Origin of the sequence: Nonomuraea maritima, assembly GCF_900100395.1 — a bacterium.
In the GTDB taxonomy this organism is placed as follows: domain Bacteria; phylum Actinomycetota; class Actinomycetes; order Streptosporangiales; family Streptosporangiaceae; genus Nonomuraea; species Nonomuraea maritima.
This window is the reverse complement of record NZ_FNFB01000004.1, coordinates 154,503-170,794: the sequence shown is the minus strand read 5'-3', so window position 1 is coordinate 170,794 and position 16,292 is coordinate 154,503. Positions and strand designations below refer to the sequence as shown.

Annotated in this window: 18 protein-coding genes; 13 read left to right on the top strand and 5 right to left on the bottom strand. The window is 72.3% G+C overall.

Annotated elements, in window-relative coordinates; genetic code table 11:
• Positions 1–23: 23 nt before the first annotated feature.
• From BLR04_RS09620 to rbsK, 9 genes are read left to right on the top strand one after another with little or no spacing between them, the layout of a single operon-like run.
• On the top strand, positions 24–1,067 hold the full coding sequence (locus tag BLR04_RS09620) for a LacI family DNA-binding transcriptional regulator (RefSeq protein ID WP_218128797.1): 1,044 nt from the start codon (positions 24–26) through the stop codon (positions 1,065–1,067).
• Positions 1,064–1,966, top strand: a complete 903-nt coding sequence (locus BLR04_RS09615) for a carbohydrate ABC transporter permease (RefSeq protein WP_218128796.1) — start codon at positions 1,064–1,066, stop codon at positions 1,964–1,966. The genes BLR04_RS09620 and BLR04_RS09615 overlap by 4 nt, the downstream gene beginning before the upstream one ends.
• Positions 1,966–2,784, top strand: a complete 819-nt coding sequence (locus BLR04_RS09610) for a carbohydrate ABC transporter permease (protein WP_090761863.1) — start codon at positions 1,966–1,968, stop codon at positions 2,782–2,784. The genes BLR04_RS09615 and BLR04_RS09610 overlap by 1 nt, the downstream gene beginning before the upstream one ends.
• Positions 2,785–2,793: 9 nt before the next feature.
• Positions 2,794–4,104: an ABC transporter substrate-binding protein gene (locus BLR04_RS09605; RefSeq protein WP_090761861.1), complete on the top strand. Its 1,311-nt coding sequence runs from the start codon at positions 2,794–2,796 to the stop codon at positions 4,102–4,104.
• Between the two features lie 5 nt (positions 4,105–4,109).
• Entirely contained in the window at positions 4,110–5,060 is a 951-nt protein-coding gene (locus BLR04_RS09600) for an ADP-ribosylglycohydrolase family protein (RefSeq protein WP_090762264.1), read from the top strand.
• Between the two features lie 8 nt (positions 5,061–5,068).
• The gene (locus BLR04_RS09595; RefSeq protein WP_090761859.1) at positions 5,069–6,040 is read left to right on the top strand and encodes an ADP-ribosylglycohydrolase family protein; all 972 of its coding nucleotides are present in this window, start codon (positions 5,069–5,071) and stop codon (positions 6,038–6,040) included.
• Positions 6,037–7,176: an ADP-ribosylglycohydrolase family protein gene (locus tag BLR04_RS09590; RefSeq protein WP_090761857.1), complete on the top strand. Its 1,140-nt coding sequence runs from the start codon at positions 6,037–6,039 to the stop codon at positions 7,174–7,176. Before BLR04_RS09595 ends, BLR04_RS09590 begins: the two co-directional genes overlap by 4 nt.
• Positions 7,173–8,510: an ADP-ribosylglycohydrolase family protein gene (locus tag BLR04_RS09585; protein WP_090761855.1), complete on the top strand. Its 1,338-nt coding sequence runs from the start codon at positions 7,173–7,175 to the stop codon at positions 8,508–8,510. Before BLR04_RS09590 ends, BLR04_RS09585 begins: the two co-directional genes overlap by 4 nt.
• Positions 8,507–9,391: a ribokinase gene (rbsK, locus tag BLR04_RS09580; protein ID WP_090761853.1), complete on the top strand. Its 885-nt coding sequence runs from the start codon at positions 8,507–8,509 to the stop codon at positions 9,389–9,391. Before BLR04_RS09585 ends, rbsK begins: the two co-directional genes overlap by 4 nt.
• 10 nt (positions 9,392–9,401) lie before the next feature.
• Here rbsK and BLR04_RS09575 read toward each other — a convergent pair whose 3' ends face one another.
• Both BLR04_RS09575 and BLR04_RS09570 read right to left on the bottom strand, forming a co-directional pair.
• The gene (locus BLR04_RS09575) at positions 9,402–9,959 is read right to left on the bottom strand and encodes a dihydrofolate reductase family protein (protein WP_090761851.1); all 558 of its coding nucleotides are present in this window, start codon (positions 9,957–9,959) and stop codon (positions 9,402–9,404) included.
• Between the two features lie 78 nt (positions 9,960–10,037).
• Positions 10,038–10,541 (bottom strand): NUDIX hydrolase, encoded by a 504-nt coding sequence (locus BLR04_RS09570; RefSeq protein ID WP_090761849.1) that lies wholly within the window; start codon positions 10,539–10,541, stop codon positions 10,038–10,040.
• A gap of 53 nt (positions 10,542–10,594) precedes the next feature.
• Here BLR04_RS09570 and BLR04_RS39570 point away from each other — a divergent pair, with 53 nt between their 5' ends.
• Positions 10,595–10,813, top strand: a complete 219-nt coding sequence (locus BLR04_RS39570; RefSeq protein ID WP_143021999.1) for a hypothetical protein — start codon at positions 10,595–10,597, stop codon at positions 10,811–10,813.
• 808 nt (positions 10,814–11,621) lie between these two features.
• Here BLR04_RS39570 and pyrF read toward each other — a convergent pair.
• The gene (pyrF, locus tag BLR04_RS09560; protein WP_090761845.1) at positions 11,622–12,437 is read right to left on the bottom strand and encodes an orotidine-5'-phosphate decarboxylase; all 816 of its coding nucleotides are present in this window, start codon (positions 12,435–12,437) and stop codon (positions 11,622–11,624) included.
• Between the two features lie 116 nt (positions 12,438–12,553).
• Between pyrF and BLR04_RS09555 the strand changes: the two genes are divergently transcribed.
• Entirely contained in the window at positions 12,554–13,030 is a 477-nt protein-coding gene (locus BLR04_RS09555) for a DUF6968 family protein (RefSeq protein WP_090761842.1), read from the top strand.
• Between the two features lie 121 nt (positions 13,031–13,151).
• On the opposite strand, the gene BLR04_RS09550 is transcribed toward BLR04_RS09555, so the two are convergent.
• On the bottom strand, positions 13,152–13,808 hold the full coding sequence (locus BLR04_RS09550) for a TetR/AcrR family transcriptional regulator (protein WP_090761838.1): 657 nt from the start codon (positions 13,806–13,808) through the stop codon (positions 13,152–13,154).
• A 130-nt stretch (positions 13,809–13,938) separates the two neighbouring features.
• Here BLR04_RS09550 and BLR04_RS09545 point away from each other — a divergent pair, with 130 nt between their 5' ends.
• Both BLR04_RS09545 and BLR04_RS09540 read left to right on the top strand, forming a co-directional pair.
• Positions 13,939–14,886, top strand: a complete 948-nt coding sequence (locus BLR04_RS09545; RefSeq protein ID WP_090761836.1) for an NADP-dependent oxidoreductase — start codon at positions 13,939–13,941, stop codon at positions 14,884–14,886.
• 296 nt (positions 14,887–15,182) lie between these two features.
• Complete coding sequence (locus BLR04_RS09540) at positions 15,183–15,554, top strand: hypothetical protein (protein ID WP_090761834.1); 372 nt, start codon at positions 15,183–15,185, stop codon at positions 15,552–15,554.
• Positions 15,555–15,623: 69 nt separating this feature from the next.
• On the opposite strand, the gene nfi is transcribed toward BLR04_RS09540, so the two are convergent.
• Positions 15,624–16,283 (bottom strand): deoxyribonuclease V, encoded by a 660-nt coding sequence (gene nfi / locus BLR04_RS09535; protein WP_090761832.1) that lies wholly within the window; start codon positions 16,281–16,283, stop codon positions 15,624–15,626.
• Positions 16,284–16,292: the final 9 nt, after the last annotated feature.

Here is a 16,292-nt window from a genome sequence, read left to right as displayed (position 1 = left end):
CAGCAGCGATGGAAGGGACCCCCTTGGGCGACGGACCCACGATCAACACGATCGCCGAGCGCGCCGGCGTCTCGATCGCCTCGGTCTCGCGGGTGCTGAACGGCCTGCCGACCCGACGGGAGACCGAGCGCAAGGTGCTGGCGGCGGCGGAGGAGCTCGGCTACGTGCGCAACGCCGTGGCGCGCTCGCTCAAGTCGCGCCGCACCCACCAGGTCGCCTTCGCCATGGCCGACATCGGCAACCCCGCCTACCTGGCCATGCTGCGCGAGATCCAGCCGGTACTGAAGGCGGCCGGGTACCGGCTCGTCCTGCACTCGACCGACGCCGTCGTCGCCGACGAGATCGACGTCCTGCACAGCCTCGGCGAGCGCTACGTGGACGGGCTGATCATGAGCCCGCTGCGGGTCACCGACGCCCACCTGGAGTCGCTGGCCGCCGCCAGAACCCCCGTCGTCGTCATCGGCTCGGTCCCCGAGGGCACCAGGGCCGACAACGTCCGCGCCGACTCCCGCACGGGCGTCCGGCTCGCGGTCGACCACCTCCACGCGCTCGGCCGGCGCCGCATCGCCATGGTCAACGGCCCCCTCGACACCGTGCCGGGCGCGGCCCGTGGTGCGGCCTACCGGGAGGCTCTGGAGGAGCTGGGCCTGCCCTACGACGACGACCTCGTCCAGATCGGCGACTTCTACCGGGCGGAGGGCGCCAGAGCGGTGGCCGAGCTGCTCGCCCGGGTGCCCGACGTGGACGCGCTCATGTGCGCCAACGACCTGATCGCCCTCGGCGCGCTCGACGTGCTGCGCGCGTCCGGCCGCCGGGTGCCCGACGACGTGGCGGTGGTCGGCATGGACGACACCGACCTCGCGGCCGCCTCGTGGCCGTCGCTGACCAGCGTCTCGCTGGGGTCGGCCGAACGCGGCAAGGCCGCCGCGGAGCTGCTCCTGCAGCGGCTGCGGGGCGACGACAGCGCGCCCCGGCTGGTCACCGTCCCGCCCCGGCTCGTGGTGCGGGCCTCCACGGCGGGGAACCGGGCGGACGGCCCGTACGACAGGAAGGAGGGCGGGGTGTGACGGCGACCGTGACACAACCGGCGCCGCGCGCGAGCCGGCGTGAGACGTCGCGACAGCGGCGCGAGATGTGGCTGCTGATGCTTCCGGCCATGGTGCCGGTGCTGCTGTTCAGCGTGGGGCCGCTGCTGTACGGCATCGGCCTGGCGTTCACCGACGCCCGCAACACCCGCGTCCACCAGACGAGCTTCGTCGGCCTGGAGAACTTCACCAGGATGCTCGCCGACGAGCAGTTCTGGTCGTCGTTCCAGATCGGCGCGATCTGGTCGGTCACCGTGACCGCGCTGCAGTTCCTGGCCGCGCTCGGCCTCGCGCTGCTGCTCAACATGAACCTGCGCTTCAGGAGCGTGGCGCGGGTGCTGGCCGTGGTGCCGTGGGCGATGCCTCCGGTGGTCATCGGCCTGATGTGGAAGCTCGTCTACCACCCCGACGCCGGCATCCTGAACGACCTGCTCGGCACCGACGTGAACTGGCTCGCCGACTTCTCGCTCGCGCTGCCCGCCATCATCGTCGTGGGCGTCTGGACCGGCATGCCGCAGACCACGGTGGTGCTGCTCGCCGGCCTGCAGAACGTCCCGAAGGAGCTGTACGAGGCGGTCGAGGTCGACGGCGCGGGCCGCTGGCGGCGGTTCTGGAACATCACGCTGCCGCAGCTGCGCCCGGTGATCGTGGCGATCACCTCACTCGACTTCGTGTGGAACTTCAACCAGTTCGGCCTGGTCTACGTGCTCACGCAGGGCGGGCCCGGCGGCCGCACGCGGCTGCCGATGCTGTTCGCCTACGAGGAGGCGTTCCGCTACCGGGCCGCCGGTTACGCCTCGATGCTCGGCCTCGCCATGGCGATCGTCGTGCTCGCGGTGCTCGGGCTCTACCTGTGGCGCCAGATGAGGGAGGCCAGGTGATGAGGCGCGTCCCGCCGTACCTCGCGTTGTTCGCGTACGTCGTCTTTCTCGCGTTCCCGCTGCTGTGGCTGCTGTCCACGGCGCTGAAGACGCCGCAGGAGATGGCGCTGACGAGCCCGACGTGGATCCCCCGCGAGCCGACGCTGGCCAACTTCGCCGACGCGTTCGGCGAGCAGGACCTCGTGGGCGCCGCGCTGCGCAGCCTCGTCGTGGCGCTGTCCAGCAGCCTGATCACGGTGCTGATCTCGCTGCCGGCGGCGTACGCGATGGCCCGCTACCGCAGCCTGGTGAGCCGGATCGCGGTCGGGTGGGTGCTGGTCAGCCAGGTGTTCCCGTTCATCCTGATCGTCATCCCGCTCTTCCTGATCATGCGTGACCTGGAGCTGGTGAACACGCTGCCCGGCCTGGTGGCCGTGCACGTGACGTTCACGCTGCCGTTCGCGCTGTGGATGCTGCAGGGGTACGTCAGGGCCGTCCCGCGCGAGCTGGAGGAGGCCGCGGCCGTCGACGGCGCGGGACGGCTGCGCTCGATCGCCAGCGTGGTGGCCCCGCTGCTGGCGCCGGGCGTGGTCGCGACCCTGCTGTTCGCGTTCATCTCGTCCTGGAACGAGTTCCTGTTCGCACTCGTGTTCCTCCAGGACCCCGACGTCATGACACTCCCGCTGACGCTGGTGAGGTTCACCGGCCCTGAGGGGGTGGCCCGGCTCGGACCGCTCGCCGCGGCGTCGCTCATGGCGACGATCCCGAGCCTGATCTTCTTCGCAATCATCCAGCGGCGCCTGAAGTCCGGCCTGATGGCCGGCGCCGTCAAGGGCTAGGAGGCTCGTATGCGCATCAGATCCGCTCTGGCGGTCGCGGCGATCGTCACGCTCGCCGCGGCGTGCGGCGGGGGAGGGGGCGGCGGCGAGACGCCGTCCGGGGACGGACAGCCGGTCAAGCTCGACTTCCTCAGCCTGGCCTGGCAGAAGGAGTCGGTCGCCGCCAACAAGGAGATCGTGGCCGAGTGGAACAAGTCCCACCCGGACATCCAGGTCACCTACGTCCAGGGCAGCTGGGACAACGTCAACGACCAGCTCGTCACCCAGTTCGCGGGTGGCACGGCACCGGACGTCATCCACAACGACTCGCCCGCCCTGGCGGGTTTCGCCTCCGACGGCTACCTGCTCGACCTCACCGCCAAGCTGCCCGCGGAGCTGAAGAGCGACATCCCGCAGGCCGCCTGGGACACCGTCACGTTCATGGGCGGCGAGGGCGAGCAGGGCGTCTACGGCGTGCCGTTCCTGCAGGAGTCGCAGGTCATCATCGCCAACAAGAAGCTGCTGGACGCCTCCGGCGTGCGCGTGCCCACCCCGGACAACCCGTGGACCTGGGACGAGTTCTCCGAGGCCGCCAAGAAGATGACCAAGGACGGCACGTACGGCGTGGCCTGGGCGATGAAGTCGCCGGTCAACCGGACCCTCAACCTGGCGCTCAACTTCGGCGGCACGTTCTTCCAGACCGGCGCCGACGGCAACACGACCGTCAAGGTCGGGCCGGAGGAGCGTGAGGTGCTCCAGCGCATCCACGACCAGCTCTACAAGGACAAGTCCGCCGACCCTGCCGCGCTCGGCCAGGGCACCGCCGACCCGCTGCCCGCCTTCTTCCAGGGCAAGTTCGCGATGCTGCCGACCGGCGTCTACCTGCGCCAGCAGGTGACCGAGCAGGCCCCGGACGGGTTCGAGTGGGTGACGCTGCCCGCGCCGAAGGGCGTCACCGCGGAGCAGGGCGCGGTCTCCCAGACCCTGTCGATCGCACAGGACAGCGAGCACCCCGACCAGGCGATGCAGTTCATCGCGTACTTCCTGAACGCCGAGAACCAGGCCAAGCTCGCCAAGGGCGACTGGCTCCTGCCGACCTCGCAGAAGGCCGAGAGCGACCCGGCGATCACCACGAAGGAGAACGGCTGGGACGTCGCGACCGCGTCGGCGAAGAACCTGGTCGTCGCGCCGTTCCTGAAGGTGAACGGCTACGACGAGTGGCGCTCGAAGGTCGCCACGCCGGTGCTGCAGGAGTACTACGCGAACAAGATCTCCCTCGACGACGCGGCGAAGCGGCTCGTCGAGGAGGGCAACCAGGTGCTGGAGCGGTACCACCGGTGACCGACATGCGTGACAGGGCTCGGGGGTGTCTGCTCGGCCTGGCGGCCGGCGACGCCCTCGGCGCCCCGGCCGAGAACCTGACGCCCGCCGAGATCCGCCGCCGGTGGGGCAGGCTCACCGAGATCGAGGGCGGCGGCACCGACGACACCGAGTACGCGATCTTCGCCGCGTCCCTGCTGGTGCGCTACGGGCACGCGCTGACCTCGCGCGACGTTGCGGAGGCGTACCGGCGCGAGGTCGTGCCGCGGGCGGAGGTCCCGATGCGCGGCGCCGGGTTCTCCGAACGCGGCACCGTCGAGGCGCTGCGCCGTGGCCTGGAGCCGCCGCTGACCGGGCTCGCGCACCAGCACGGCTGGTCCGACGGGCTCGCCATGCGGGCCGCGCCGTACGGGATCTTCTGTCCCGGCGACCCGGTGGAGGCAGCCCGGCTGGTGGAGCAGGACGGGCTGGTCAGCGCGTCCGGCGAGGGCATCGCCGGCGGCCGGGCGGTCGCCGCCGCGGTGGCCGCCGCCATGGCAGGGGCCGGGCCGCGCGACGTGGTGCAGGCCGCGCTGTCGGTGATCCCGGCCGACTCATGGACGGCCAGGAACGTGCTGCGGGCCTGCGAAAGCCTCGACCGGAACGGCACGGACGCGGTCGAGGCCCTGCACGAGGCGGTGGTCGTGCGGCACTACCCGTGGACCGACCTCGCGCCCGAGGCCGTCGCGCTGGCGCTGGCCGCGTTCCTGGCGGGCGACGGCGACGTCGAGGCGTCCGTGACGTTCGGCGTGAGCCTGGGCCGCGACGCCGACACGATCGGCGCCATCGCCGGGGCCGTGGCCGGAGCCGCGCGCGGCGAGGCGGGAGTTCCCGCTCGCTGGGCCGGCGCGATCGGGCCCGTGACGGGCACGTGCCTGCCGGTCGTGGCGGGCAGACACGTGCTGGACACAGCGGACGAACTGGCGGAAGGACTGTAGAAAGCATCATGTCGGGGGACAGGATCAGGGGAGCCTTCGCGGGTCTCGCCGTCGGCGACGCCGTCGGCTGGCCCGCGGGCCGGCACCGCTCGGCGCTGCACGCGCCCTGGAGCCGCCGCCTCCACCGCGAGCTCGACGCGTTCGCCGAGGAGCATCGCGTCACCACGCTGCCGGTGCCGTTCGCGCTGAACCAGCCCGTCGCGCCGCTGCGGATCGGCCCGTCCGACGACGCCGAGTGGCTCGCGTGGACGGCGCTGACCATCGACCGCCCGCGCGCCGAGGCGTTCGGCGAGCTGACGGACGTCCGGGCACGCATCTCGGTGGCGACCGCGCTGGACAACCTCGCCAAGGGCATCGAGCCGCCCGCGTCCGGGCACGACAACCCGCACCACTTCGACGACGCCGCCGCCGTCCGGGCCGTCGCGTACGGGGCCGCCGGGCGCGACCCCACCGAGGACGCGCAGGTGACCAACGCCCTCGACGGCGTGCTCGGCGCGCGGGCCATGGCCGCCGCGGTCGCCGAGGCCGTCGCGTCGGGGCAGGTGGGCCGGGCGGTCGAGGCGGCGCTCGCCGTCCTGCCGCCCGAGACGGCGATCGGGCACAACGCGCGCGCCGCGTTGTCGGCGGCCCGCGCGGCCGGTGACCCGTTCGCCGCGGTGCCCGCGCTCGACGCCGAGGTGCTGGACCACGTCTACAGCTACGCCGTGGGCGCCGCGCAGACGGTGCCCGTGGCGCTCGCGCTGGCCGAGGCGGCCGGCGGCGAGCTGGCCCGGGCGGTGCCGGCGGCGGCGTGCCTCGCGCCGGTGGCCGACTCGGCCCCGGCGCTGACCGGCGCCATCGCCGGCGCGTGCGGCGGGTACGCGGCCATCCCGCAGGGGTGGCTCGCCTCGGCCCGCACGCTGGCCGGTTGCTGCCTGCCAGAACTGGCCGGGCGGGATCTCATCGAAATCGCGGACACTCTCACGAAAGGAATCGCATGACGCCGCTGGAGGACAGGGCAACTGGCTGCGTGGCGGGAGCGGCGGTCGGTGACGCGCTGGGCGGCGCGACCGAGGGCTGGACCCCCGAGCAGATCGTGGAACGCTACGGCGGCCGCGTCGAGGGCATCGTGCCGCCGTTCAACGACGACTGGCGTAACGCCCGGCCCATCGCGCCGTACCACAAGGGCGACGGCCACATCACCGACGACACCCTCATGACGCACGCCCTGATCCGCGTGTACGAGAAGGCCGGCGGCCACCTGGACGCGTACGCGATGGCCGATTACCTGGTGCCCGAGCTCATGGGCGAGCGGCGCTGGATCCCCGAGCTGGAGGCCGAGGCGCTGCCGCTGCAGCGGATCTTCCTGGCCGAGAAGTGGATCGTGGCCCGGCTGCACTACGGGCACGCCGACCCGCGCGAGGCGGGCGTCGGCAACATCGTGAACTGCGGCGCCGCCATGTACGTCGCCCCGGTCGGCATCGTCAACGCCGCCGACCCCGACGCCGCGTACGCCGAGGCGATCGACCTGACCGGTGCCCACCAGGCGAGCTACGGCCGCGAGGCCGCCGGCGTCATGGCCGCCGCCGTCGCCGAGGCCATGCGCCCGGGCGCGAGCGCCGACTCCGTGGTCGCGACCTGCCTGCGCCTGGCCAAGGACGGCACGAAGGCCGCCGTCGAGGCCGTCTGCGAGGCGGCCTCGGGGCTCAGCCACTGGGAGGGCTCCTTCGAGGTGCTGCGCGCCGCGATGCGTCCCTTCGACACGGTCGCCGACACCTACCGCGACCAGGGGCTCGGCGCGCGGCGGCCGAGCCGGGTGCACAGCATCGAGGAGCTGCCGCTGGCGCTCGGGTTCCTGCTGATCGCCAAGGGCGACTACCGCGACACCGTGCTCGGCGGGGTCAACTACGGCCGCGACGCCGACTCGATCGCCTCGATGGGCGGGGCCATCGCGGGCGCGCTCGGCGGGCTGCCGTCCGTGCCGCCGCAGTGGGTGGAGCAGGTGGGGACGGCCAGCCGTACCGACCTGGTCGCCCCGGGGCTCGCGATCGCGGAGGTGGCCCGCCGGGTGCACGCCGACGACGTGGCCCGCCGCCGCCGTCACGAGGAGGCCTTCGCCGGCCTCGACCGCCGATGATCCGGCTCACCTGGGTCCAGCCCGAGGACCTGATCGGGCACGAGCTGCGCCAGGCCGCCGAGGACGGCCGCGACGGGCCGGCGCTCCGCGACATCGCCGCGCGCTGGCACGCGGCGGGCGGGCACGACGCCCCGCCGCGCGCCGGCGCCTCCGAGCCGGGCTCGGCGCGGCTGCGCGCGACGGCCGAGGCCCTGCTGGACGAGCTGGCGGCGATACCGTCGCCGCTGGAGGAGCCGTCCGAGCTGGAGGCGATCGTCGCGGCCTGCCCCGGCTGGCCGGAACCGTCGGGGCGGCGCGAGGCTGACCCGGCGCGCGTGCTGGGCGCCTGGCAGGGACGGGCGGCCGGATGCGTGCTCGGCAAACCCGTCGAGAAGATCCCGCGAGAGGGCATCAGGCAGATCGCCGAGGCCACCGGCAACTGGCCGATCCGCGGCTGGTTCACCGCGCGGGGCCTGCCCGCCGACGTCGCCGCCCGCTGGCCGTGGAACCGGCGCAGCGCCGTCAACTCCCTCGCCGAGAACGTCGACGGCATCCCCGAGGACGACGACCTCAACTACCCGCTGCTGGCGCTGTCGGTGCTGGAGCGGCACGGCCGCGACTTCACCACCGACGACGTGGCGAAGCTGTGGCTGGACGAGCTGCCCGCCGGGCGGACGTTCACCGCCGAGCGGGTCGCGTACCGCAACCTCCTCGACGGCGTCGAGCCGCCGGCGACGGCCACCCGCCGCAACCCGTTCCGCGAGTGGATCGGCGCGCTGATCAGGGCCGACGTGTACGGCTGGGTCAACCCGGGCGACCCGGCCAGGGCCGCCGTGTACGCCTGGCGCGACGCCCGCCTGACGCACACCGCCAACGGGATCCACGGGGCGATGTTCACGGCCGCGATGTGCGCCGCCTCGCTGGTCGCCTCGTCGGCGGAGGAGGTCGTGGACGCGGGGCTGTCGGTGGTGCCGTCCGGCTCCCGCCTGCACGAGGCGGTACGCATGGCCGTCGCCGACGCCGCCCGCGAGGACGACTTCGAACGCGTCGTCGACCTCCTCCACGAGCGCCACGGCGACCTGCACTGGGTGCACACGATCAACAACGCCGCCCTGATCGCGGCCACGCTGGTCCACGGGCGCGGCGACTTCACCGCGACGATCGCCGGGGCGGTCGCCGGAGGCTGGGACACCGACTCGGCGGGGGCCACCGCGGGCTCGGTCGCGGGGGCGCTCAACGGCGGCGTCCCCGACCGGTGGCGCCTGCGCGACAGCCTGGCGAGCAGCCTGACCGGGTTCGACGGGGTGGGGCTCGGCGAGCTCGCCGCGCGTACTCAGGAGATGATGGCCTCATGATCTCGGTATTCGGCAGCGCCAACATGGATCTCGTCGCGTACGTCTCGCAGGCCCCCCGGCGGGGGGAGACGGTCACCGGACACCGATTCCGTACGATCCCCGGCGGGAAGGGCGCCAACCAGGCCATCGCCGCCACCCGCGCGGGCGCGCGGGTGGCGTTCCTCGGGGCGGTGGGCGACGACGGGTTCGGGGCGGAGCTGCGGGCCACGCTCAAGGAGGCCGGCGCCGACGTACGCGGCCTGCGCGAGGTGCCCGGCTCCAGCGGCATCGCGCACATCGTGGTGGACGACGACGGCGGCAACTCGATCATCGTCGTCCCCGGGGCGAACGGCGCCGTCAAGGGCCCTTCTGGCGAGGACATGGCCGCCATCGCCCGCTCCGACGCGCTGCTGCTCCAGCTGGAACTGCCGATGGAGGCCGTGGTGGCGGCGGCGCAGGCCGCCCAGGTGTCCGGGGTGCCGGTGGTCCTCACCCCCGCGCCGGTCCAGCCGCTGCCGCCCGAGCTGCTCGCCGCCGTGACGATGATCGTCCCGAACGAGCACGAGGCCGCCGCGCTCACCGGCGTCGAGGACCCGGAGGCCGCGCTCGAGGCGCTGCTGGAGCAGGTCGAGGAGGCCGTGATCACGCTCGGCGAGGAGGGGGCGCTGTACGGGTCGCGCTCGGGGACGCGGCTGCGGGTGCCCGCCGTCAAGGTCCGCGCCGTGGACACGACGGCGGCCGGCGACACGTTCGTCGGCGCGCTCGCCGTGGCCCGCAGCGAGCGGCTCGACATGGAGGAGGCGCTGCGCTTCGCCTCGGTGGCGGCGGCGCTGTCGGTGCAGCGGGAGGGCGCGAGCACGTCGACGCCCACCCGCCGCGAGATCGAGGAGGCCCTCGACTGATCGCGGGACGTCAGCCCCGCTCGTAGCGCAGCACCGCCGTCCGCCCGTCGCACACCCGGGAGTCGACCAGCCGCAGGGCCATCCGCTCCTGCGGCGGGAACGCCGGCAGCCCGCCGCCGAGGACGACCGGGTGCACCATGACGTGGTACTCGTCGACGAGCCCGAGCGCGGTGAGCGCCGTCGCCAGCTTCGAGCCGCCGTTGAGCAGGAGGTCCTTGTCGTTCTCCCGCTTCAGCTCGGCGATCTCCTTCGCGAGGTCGCCGGAGACGACGCGGGTGTTCCAGCCGGCCTCGCGCAGCGTCGTGGAGAACACCACCTTCGGCGTACGCCGCCAGATCGGCGCGAACTTCAGGTCGTGCGGGTCGTCCGAGATCGACTCGGCGTTCGGCCAGTAGCCGGACATCATCTCCCACACGACGCGCCCGTACAGCAGGACGCCGGTGCGTTCCTGCACCTCGTCGCCGTACGCCGACAGCTCCGGCCCCATCTGCGCCCAGTCGAACTCGCCGTTCGGGCCGCAGATGTGGCCGTCGAGCGAGGTGTGCACCCAGTGGACGAGCTTGCTCATGACGTGTGCTCCTTGTTCGGCGTTGTGCCAGTGGGTCGGAGCGGTCCGAGCCTTCTCTACGTCCCCCGGGAGGAAACCTCAGTCGTGCCTCCACGACAGCCGTACGGGCTGCGCGGGCCGGGCGCCCGACAGCAGGCCGGGCACCATCGCGGCCAGTCCGGGCGGGAACACCAGCTCCTTCGTGTCCGCCAGCTCCTGCGCGCTCCACCAGCGGTTGCCGTTCAGCCAGTCCTCGTCGGCGTAGTCGCCGGCGACCGTGGGCGCCACCGTCGCGGCCGCGACCCGCGCGAAGAAGAACGTGGTCTCGGTGTGGTAGTGGCGGCCCTGGTTGGACCACGTGCCCTCGTTGACCGCCACGGGCTCGCCGAGGGCGGCCGGGTCGAGCACGTGGCCCGTCTCCTCCAGCGCCTCGCGGGCCGCCGCCTGCGCCGGCGTCTCGCCCGGTTCGAGCCCGCCGCCGGGCAGGTGCCAGGCGTGCTCCCTGGGCCACGGCTCGGGCGGGATGAACCGGAACAGCAGCACCAGCCCCCGCGGGTCGGCCAGGATGAGGCGGGCGGCCGGACGTTCGATGCGCGTGATCATGGCCGGACCATAACAGGTGGATTCGGCAGGGAGCCGCAGGGCAGTGAGGCGGCATGACGCAAATACCCGAAGAACTGCCCGAGGTGTTCTCCGGGATCAACGGGGAGAGCGACGTGGTCGCCGAACGCTCGGGCTGCATCACACGAAGGACTCGTCGTCCTCTCTGCGCCGACATGCCAGGGGATGGAGAGGAGGCGTTGCCGCTCCCGCGGACCTGGGAAGAGTTCGGGGGCGACGACCCTGTCCGTCCTGACATCGGCCCCGTCGGCTGACGGCCGTCTCGCTTGAGGAATTGTTTGTCCTTTTTTCCTCGGCTTTTACGGCAAATTCCTGGTATGTCTTGCTTTTCGCGCCGTTGGGAAAACTTGCCGGCGGCGCTTTCGCCGTGTGCGCGCGCCCCTGTCGGCTGAGCCTTCAAACACCTCAAGGACGGGTCATGCCGCCCCTCTGTGATGCTCGCGCTAATCGCCGCATGTGTGCTTGCCTTGGTCAGGTGTAGGAGTGGGCAATGGCGAAGTCGTCGCCCCTCGGGCGCGAGAACGCCACGCACCGACCAAATGACCGCCACACCACCTGACGGCAGGGCCCCGGCAGACGCTCGCGAACAGTGACCGGACGGCCGCCGCGACGCCCGCACCGGGACCCGCCGACGAAGAGGAGACATCGATGATGCTCCCAGGCTTCATACACGCCGTGGAGAGCAGGCTCTCCCCGGTCGACACCGGCTTGTTCCTCATCTGCTCCGTGCAGGTGCTGCTCACGAGAGCCCGCCGGGGTGCCGTGCGGCCGAGGCATCGTCGACAGCCTCACGACGAGGTCGAGTCGCGCCGGCCCGGGGCCCTCAGGGTCCTGCACGGCTCCGCCCGCGTGGCGGGCGGGGTGCACACGATCGGCTCGCCCTGCCCCGGCACGGGTTCGCGCGGCGGCCTCGTCCCCTACCGCGGGCCGGCCGCGTCGCGGCGGAGTTCTCCCGCCTTGGCCTCCTGCAGCCTCACGGTCGCGGTGCCTCAGCCGAGGAGCGCCTCGCGGCGCTGCGGACCACCGCCTTCGCCCGGCGCCCCGCCGACCCGGTGAGCCCGTTCACACCGGCGTGGCGCTCAACTGGTCCGCGCACTCGTCGCGGTAGGCGAGCGTACGCTCGCGGATCCTGGCCGGGTCGGCCAGCACGGCGCGGGAGACCGAGGGCAGCACCGCGTGCCGTACCGGTGCGAAAAGCCGCGCCACGTCGGCGGGAGTGGCGCCCTGGGCGCCCAGCCCCGGCGCGAGGATGGCCCCGTTGAAGTCGTCCAGCGACTCCTCCAGGCCGGGCAGCGTGGCGCCCATGACCAGCCCGACCGGCCCGAACGGGCTGTGGCCCGCGTTCGCGGCGGTGGCCCCGGCGATCACCTGCCCCGCCACGAGCCGCTGCAGCGGCGCCGCCTCCGGGTTCGACGTACGGGCCAGCACGAACACGCCCGCGTCGTTGGCCACCGCCGACGCGATCGCGCCTTCCAGCGAGGCGAACCCCAGGTAGGGGCTCAGCGTCACGGCGTCGGCCGCCAGCGGGCTGCCCCGGTCGAGGTAGGCCTCGGCGTAGGCGGCCATGGTGCTGTCGATGTCGCCCCGCTTGACGTCGAGGACCACCAGCGTGCCGGCGTCGCGCAGGTCGGCGATGGCGCGTTCGAGCACCGCGATGCCGCGGCTGCCCCAGCGCTCGAAGAAGGCCGACTGGGGCTTCACCGCGGCGGCGACGTCCGCCACGGCGTCGACCACCGTACGGCTGAAGCGCTCGAGCCCGGCGGGCGAGTCGTCGAGGTCCCAGGAGTGCAGCAGGGCCGGACTCGGGTCGATGCCCACGCAGAGCGGCCCCCGCTCGTCCAGCCTGGTCCGCAGCCGTTCCCCGAACGATTGGTCCATTGCAGCGCTCCTTCGTCGTCGCGGCGCGAGAAGTCTCTCGAGTGACGATAAGCCAAGGAACCTCCTCTCGTTGAACGTGAGTCTTTCTTGAGTGGTGTCCGGGTAGTTCAGCTGACATGTACGAGATCGCCCAACGGACGCTGGTGCTGCGTACCGAGCCGCCGAGTGACGTCGTCGTCACCGTCGGGCTGCCTTACGAGGAGCCGTCGGGCGACTGGTCATGTCCGTACCGGATCGACGGGCTGGACGGATGGGAGCACGAGAGGAAGGTCACCGGGTTCGACTCGCTGGAGGCGATGGAGCTGGCGCTGGCCATGGTGCGGGTGGCGCTCGCCGGGTCGCACGAGGCCCGCGCCGGGCTGCTCGCCGCCGACGACCTGCCGCAGGACTCCCGGGTCAGATCGGTGTACGTCACCTGGAACCAGGCGGGCAACGTCGCCTACATCGCGATGAAGCACGAGATCACCGCCGGTGAGGCCGTGTGCCGGGTGGAGGCCGACGACGCCGTGCTGGAACTCGGCGGCTCGGGAGAGCTCCTCGGGGTGGAGCTGACGGACGCGGCGACCCGGCTGCCCTCCGAGATGCGCTTCTAGGGCGCGTACCGGGTCGTGATCCATATGCGGAACCCGTCCTCGCGCGGAGGACCCAGGGTGCGGGCCGGTGCGCCGCAGCCACAGGCGAGGAGGCGTGTCGCGGGCGTCTGTGCGCCGACAGTCACATGCGATCCTGGCCCGAACGGGACACGAGCGGGAGCAGGATCCTGTCGACGACCGAGATGACGTGGTCCTCGGTGAGTGCCTCGCCGTCACGGACGAGCTGCCAGTGGATGAGCAGCGCGACCGCGGCGGATATCTCGATCGCGCACTTCCCGTCCGACTCCTCGGACGGCGGCGGAGGGGGAAGATCGCCGCGCTCGACCGCGTGGGCGAGCACTTCTCCCACCAGCCGATGCATCGTGTCGACGTAACGCTCGCGGACCAGCGCGAAGATCTCCGGCTGGTGCCGGGCCGTGGCGAGCAGCGTGGCGACGAGTTCGTTGTGCGGCGCGCTGGTGCACTGCTCGACCTGCATCAGGGTGTCGATGAGCTCCTGACGGAGCCGGCCCGGGCCGATCCTGACCGCTCTGTGCCCGGCGGCCACCGCGGCGCGATCCAACGCGTCCGCGGCGAGCTCGACGCGTGATCTCCAGCGGCGGTAGACGGTCGCCTTCCCCACGCCGGCCCGTGCCGCCGCCTTGTCCATGCTCAGCGCGGGGAACCCGCCTTCGGCGAGAAGCTCGATCGCGGATCGCAGGATTTTCTCGTCGAGTTCAGGGTCGCGCGCCGGGCCTGACGCGCCGGGCGGTCGCCGCCACGAGGAGTCGGTTTTCACGTTCGCAGCATCCTTCCCTGGTCCTCCTACCAGGAGGACTGCGCTGAAAGGAGAGTTTAGCGGCTGCTAGGGTGAGCGAACCCGGAACAAGCTTGTCTCGGGTTCGTGCGTCGATCATGGAGGTGCAGCTGTGCGAGCTGTCGGGTTCACGGAGTTCGGAGGTCCAGAGGTGATGCGGATCCTGGAGCTGCCTGAGCCGCACGCCGGTCGCGGCCAAGTACGGATCAAGGTGGCCGCGGCGGACGTCAATCCGTCCGACGGCGTCTACCGGTCCGGGTACGTGAAGAAGCTCAGCCCCGGAGCGTTCCCGGACTCCGACGCGTACGTCGTCGGGTGGGACGCCGCGGGCGTGATCGACGAGGTCGGCGACGACGTGCGCTCCGAGCTGACCGTGGGGACCGAAGCGCTCGCACTCGTGCTTCCGCAGCTGACGCGCGGGGCACAGGCGGAGTACCTGGTCGCCCCGGCGGAGTCGGTGGTGCGGGCGCCGCGGGGCGTGACACCGACAGCGGCGTCGACGCTGCTGATGAACGGGGTGACCGCCCGGCAGGCTCTGGAGCTGTTGGAAGTTCCCCCTGGCGCGACCGTCGCGGTGATCGGCGCGGCCGGTGCGGTCGGTGGGTTCGCGGTACAGCTGGCCAAGGCCGCAGGACTGACCGTGATCGCGGACGCGAGCGAACGGGATCGTGACCTCGTGGCCGCTCTGGGCGCCGACCACCTGGTGCCACGAGGGGACGGATTCATCGACGCCGTCCTTGGGCTGCGTCCGGACGGCGTGGACGGGCTGATCGACACGGCGCGGTTCACGGCGGCCGTGGCCGCCGCGGTCCGGGAGGGCGGGGTGGTCGCCACGCTGCGCCCTGTCACCGACGCGGCCGACCGTGGGGTGCGCCTGCGCGCCGTGGACGTCAGCAAGGACCTCGGTGACACCGGCGCCCTCGACCAACTGCGCGACCAGGCCGAGTCGGGCGTCCTGACGCTCCGTGTCGCGGCCACCTTCGCCCCTGAAGAGGCCGCCCAGGCGCACGCACTCATGGAGGCCGGCGGCGTACGGGGGCGCCCTGTCTTCGTCTTCTGACCGCTCCCCAGGGCGGGGACCGGGGGCGACCTGTCCTCCTGCGGAGGTCTGATGCGGTGGATCGTCTTGCATGACGCGGGTGCGACTGACGGACGAGGAGTGGGAGTTCGTCGGGCCGTACCTTCCGCGCGAACAATCCTCATCGAATTCCCATTCCATTCGCGAAGTCTCCAGGGCAACCGTGCCGTGGCCTTTCTCCCGAACCGCTTGCCGTGATATTCCGGTGTGCGCTGCTATCGTCGCTGCACCATCACGAGTACACGGGGGAAACATTGAGAGCAGTCGCGAGAATCGCGATGATCACCATGTTCGGCTGTGGTGCGCTGTTTCCGGCGACCGCCGCCTCCGCCGAGGGTCCCGAGAACAGCGGCTCGCTGCTCATGCAGGCGACGGGGGCCGACCTCGGCCAGGTCATGAGCACCTTGCCCAGTGTTTTCTGCGGCAACCGCCTGGTCGCCTACAACTCGCCATCAGACAATTCGCCCACGAATTGTGTCAACGGTCCCGAGAACAGCGGAAATTCGACAAACAGCGGGAACTATCATCACGAAGGCACTGCGATCAACAGCGGTAACTTCTCCAACACCAACGGGTCCACGGCGAGCGGCAACACCATCAATGGTGGAAACACCGCCAACGGGTCTCAATCAGTGGAACCGGCGGGGTGACGTGACGACGCCGCGCTGATCGAGCCGCGCCCCCACCCGCCGGGGGCGCGGCTCGGTCGCGAAAGCCCGTCAGGACGGGTGACGGGCCAGGTGGTCGGCGTGGCGGACGGGCTCGGGCAGCCGGTAGCGCGACGCCAGCCGCAGCACCTGCTCGGTGGCGGTGTCCAGCGAGATGCGGTGCCCCTGCGAGACGTACACCGGCTTGACCCCGGCCCGTGTGCGCAGAGCCCGGCCCACGGTGACGCCCTCGTGGACGATCGGCGTCCACGCCCCGCGCTCCTCGCCGGGCGTCTCGTGCGTGCCGACGAACGGCGTCTTGCCCACGCCCAGGGCGGGCAGCCCGGTCAGCACGCCGAGGTGGCAGGCCAGCCCGAAACCTCGCGGGTGGGCCAGGCCGTAGCCGTCACAGACCAGCAGGTCGGGCGTCACCGTGAGCCGTTCGAGGGCGTCGACGAGAGCGGGCAGCTCGCGGAAGGCGAACAGGCCGGGCACGTACGGAAACGTCACCCGCCCGTGCGCCACCACCTGCTCCACGGGCGCGAGCGTGGCCGCGTCGAGCACGACCACCGCGGCCGTCACCTCCTCGTCCCCGTGGTAGTGCACGTCGAGGCCGGCGATCAGGGAGAACGTGTCGGGGCCGGTCAGCTCGACGTGCGCGCGGAGGCGGTCCTGGACGGCCTCGGCCTCGGCGACACCAGAGGGCCACGGGTGGAGGGGTTTCACGTGCACCGCGCCACG

Bases quoted from the DNA above. Each gene is read 5' to 3' on its own strand.
- BLR04_RS09610 (WP_090761863.1), top strand. From the start codon at position 1,966: ATGAGGCGCGTCCCGCCGTACCTCGCGTTGTTCGCGTACGTCGTCTTT.
- BLR04_RS09605 (WP_090761861.1), top strand. From the start codon at position 2,794: ATGCGCATCAGATCCGCTCTGGCGGTCGCGGCGATCGTCACGCTCGCC.
- BLR04_RS09600 (WP_090762264.1), top strand. From the start codon at position 4,110: ATGCGTGACAGGGCTCGGGGGTGTCTGCTCGGCCTGGCGGCCGGCGAC.
- BLR04_RS09595 (WP_090761859.1), top strand. From the start codon at position 5,069: ATGTCGGGGGACAGGATCAGGGGAGCCTTCGCGGGTCTCGCCGTCGGC.
- BLR04_RS09590 (WP_090761857.1), top strand. From the start codon at position 6,037: ATGACGCCGCTGGAGGACAGGGCAACTGGCTGCGTGGCGGGAGCGGCG.
- BLR04_RS09585 (WP_090761855.1), top strand. From the start codon at position 7,173: ATGATCCGGCTCACCTGGGTCCAGCCCGAGGACCTGATCGGGCACGAG.
- rbsK (WP_090761853.1), top strand. From the start codon at position 8,507: ATGATCTCGGTATTCGGCAGCGCCAACATGGATCTCGTCGCGTACGTC.
- BLR04_RS09575 (WP_090761851.1), bottom strand. From the start codon at position 9,959: ATGAGCAAGCTCGTCCACTGGGTGCACACCTCGCTCGACGGCCACATC.
- BLR04_RS09570 (WP_090761849.1), bottom strand. From the start codon at position 10,541: ATGATCACGCGCATCGAACGTCCGGCCGCCCGCCTCATCCTGGCCGAC.
- BLR04_RS39570 (WP_143021999.1), top strand. From the start codon at position 10,595: ATGACGCAAATACCCGAAGAACTGCCCGAGGTGTTCTCCGGGATCAAC.
- pyrF (WP_090761845.1), bottom strand. From the start codon at position 12,437: ATGGACCAATCGTTCGGGGAACGGCTGCGGACCAGGCTGGACGAGCGG.
- BLR04_RS09555 (WP_090761842.1), top strand. From the start codon at position 12,554: ATGTACGAGATCGCCCAACGGACGCTGGTGCTGCGTACCGAGCCGCCG.
- BLR04_RS09540 (WP_090761834.1), top strand. From the start codon at position 15,183: ATGATCACCATGTTCGGCTGTGGTGCGCTGTTTCCGGCGACCGCCGCC.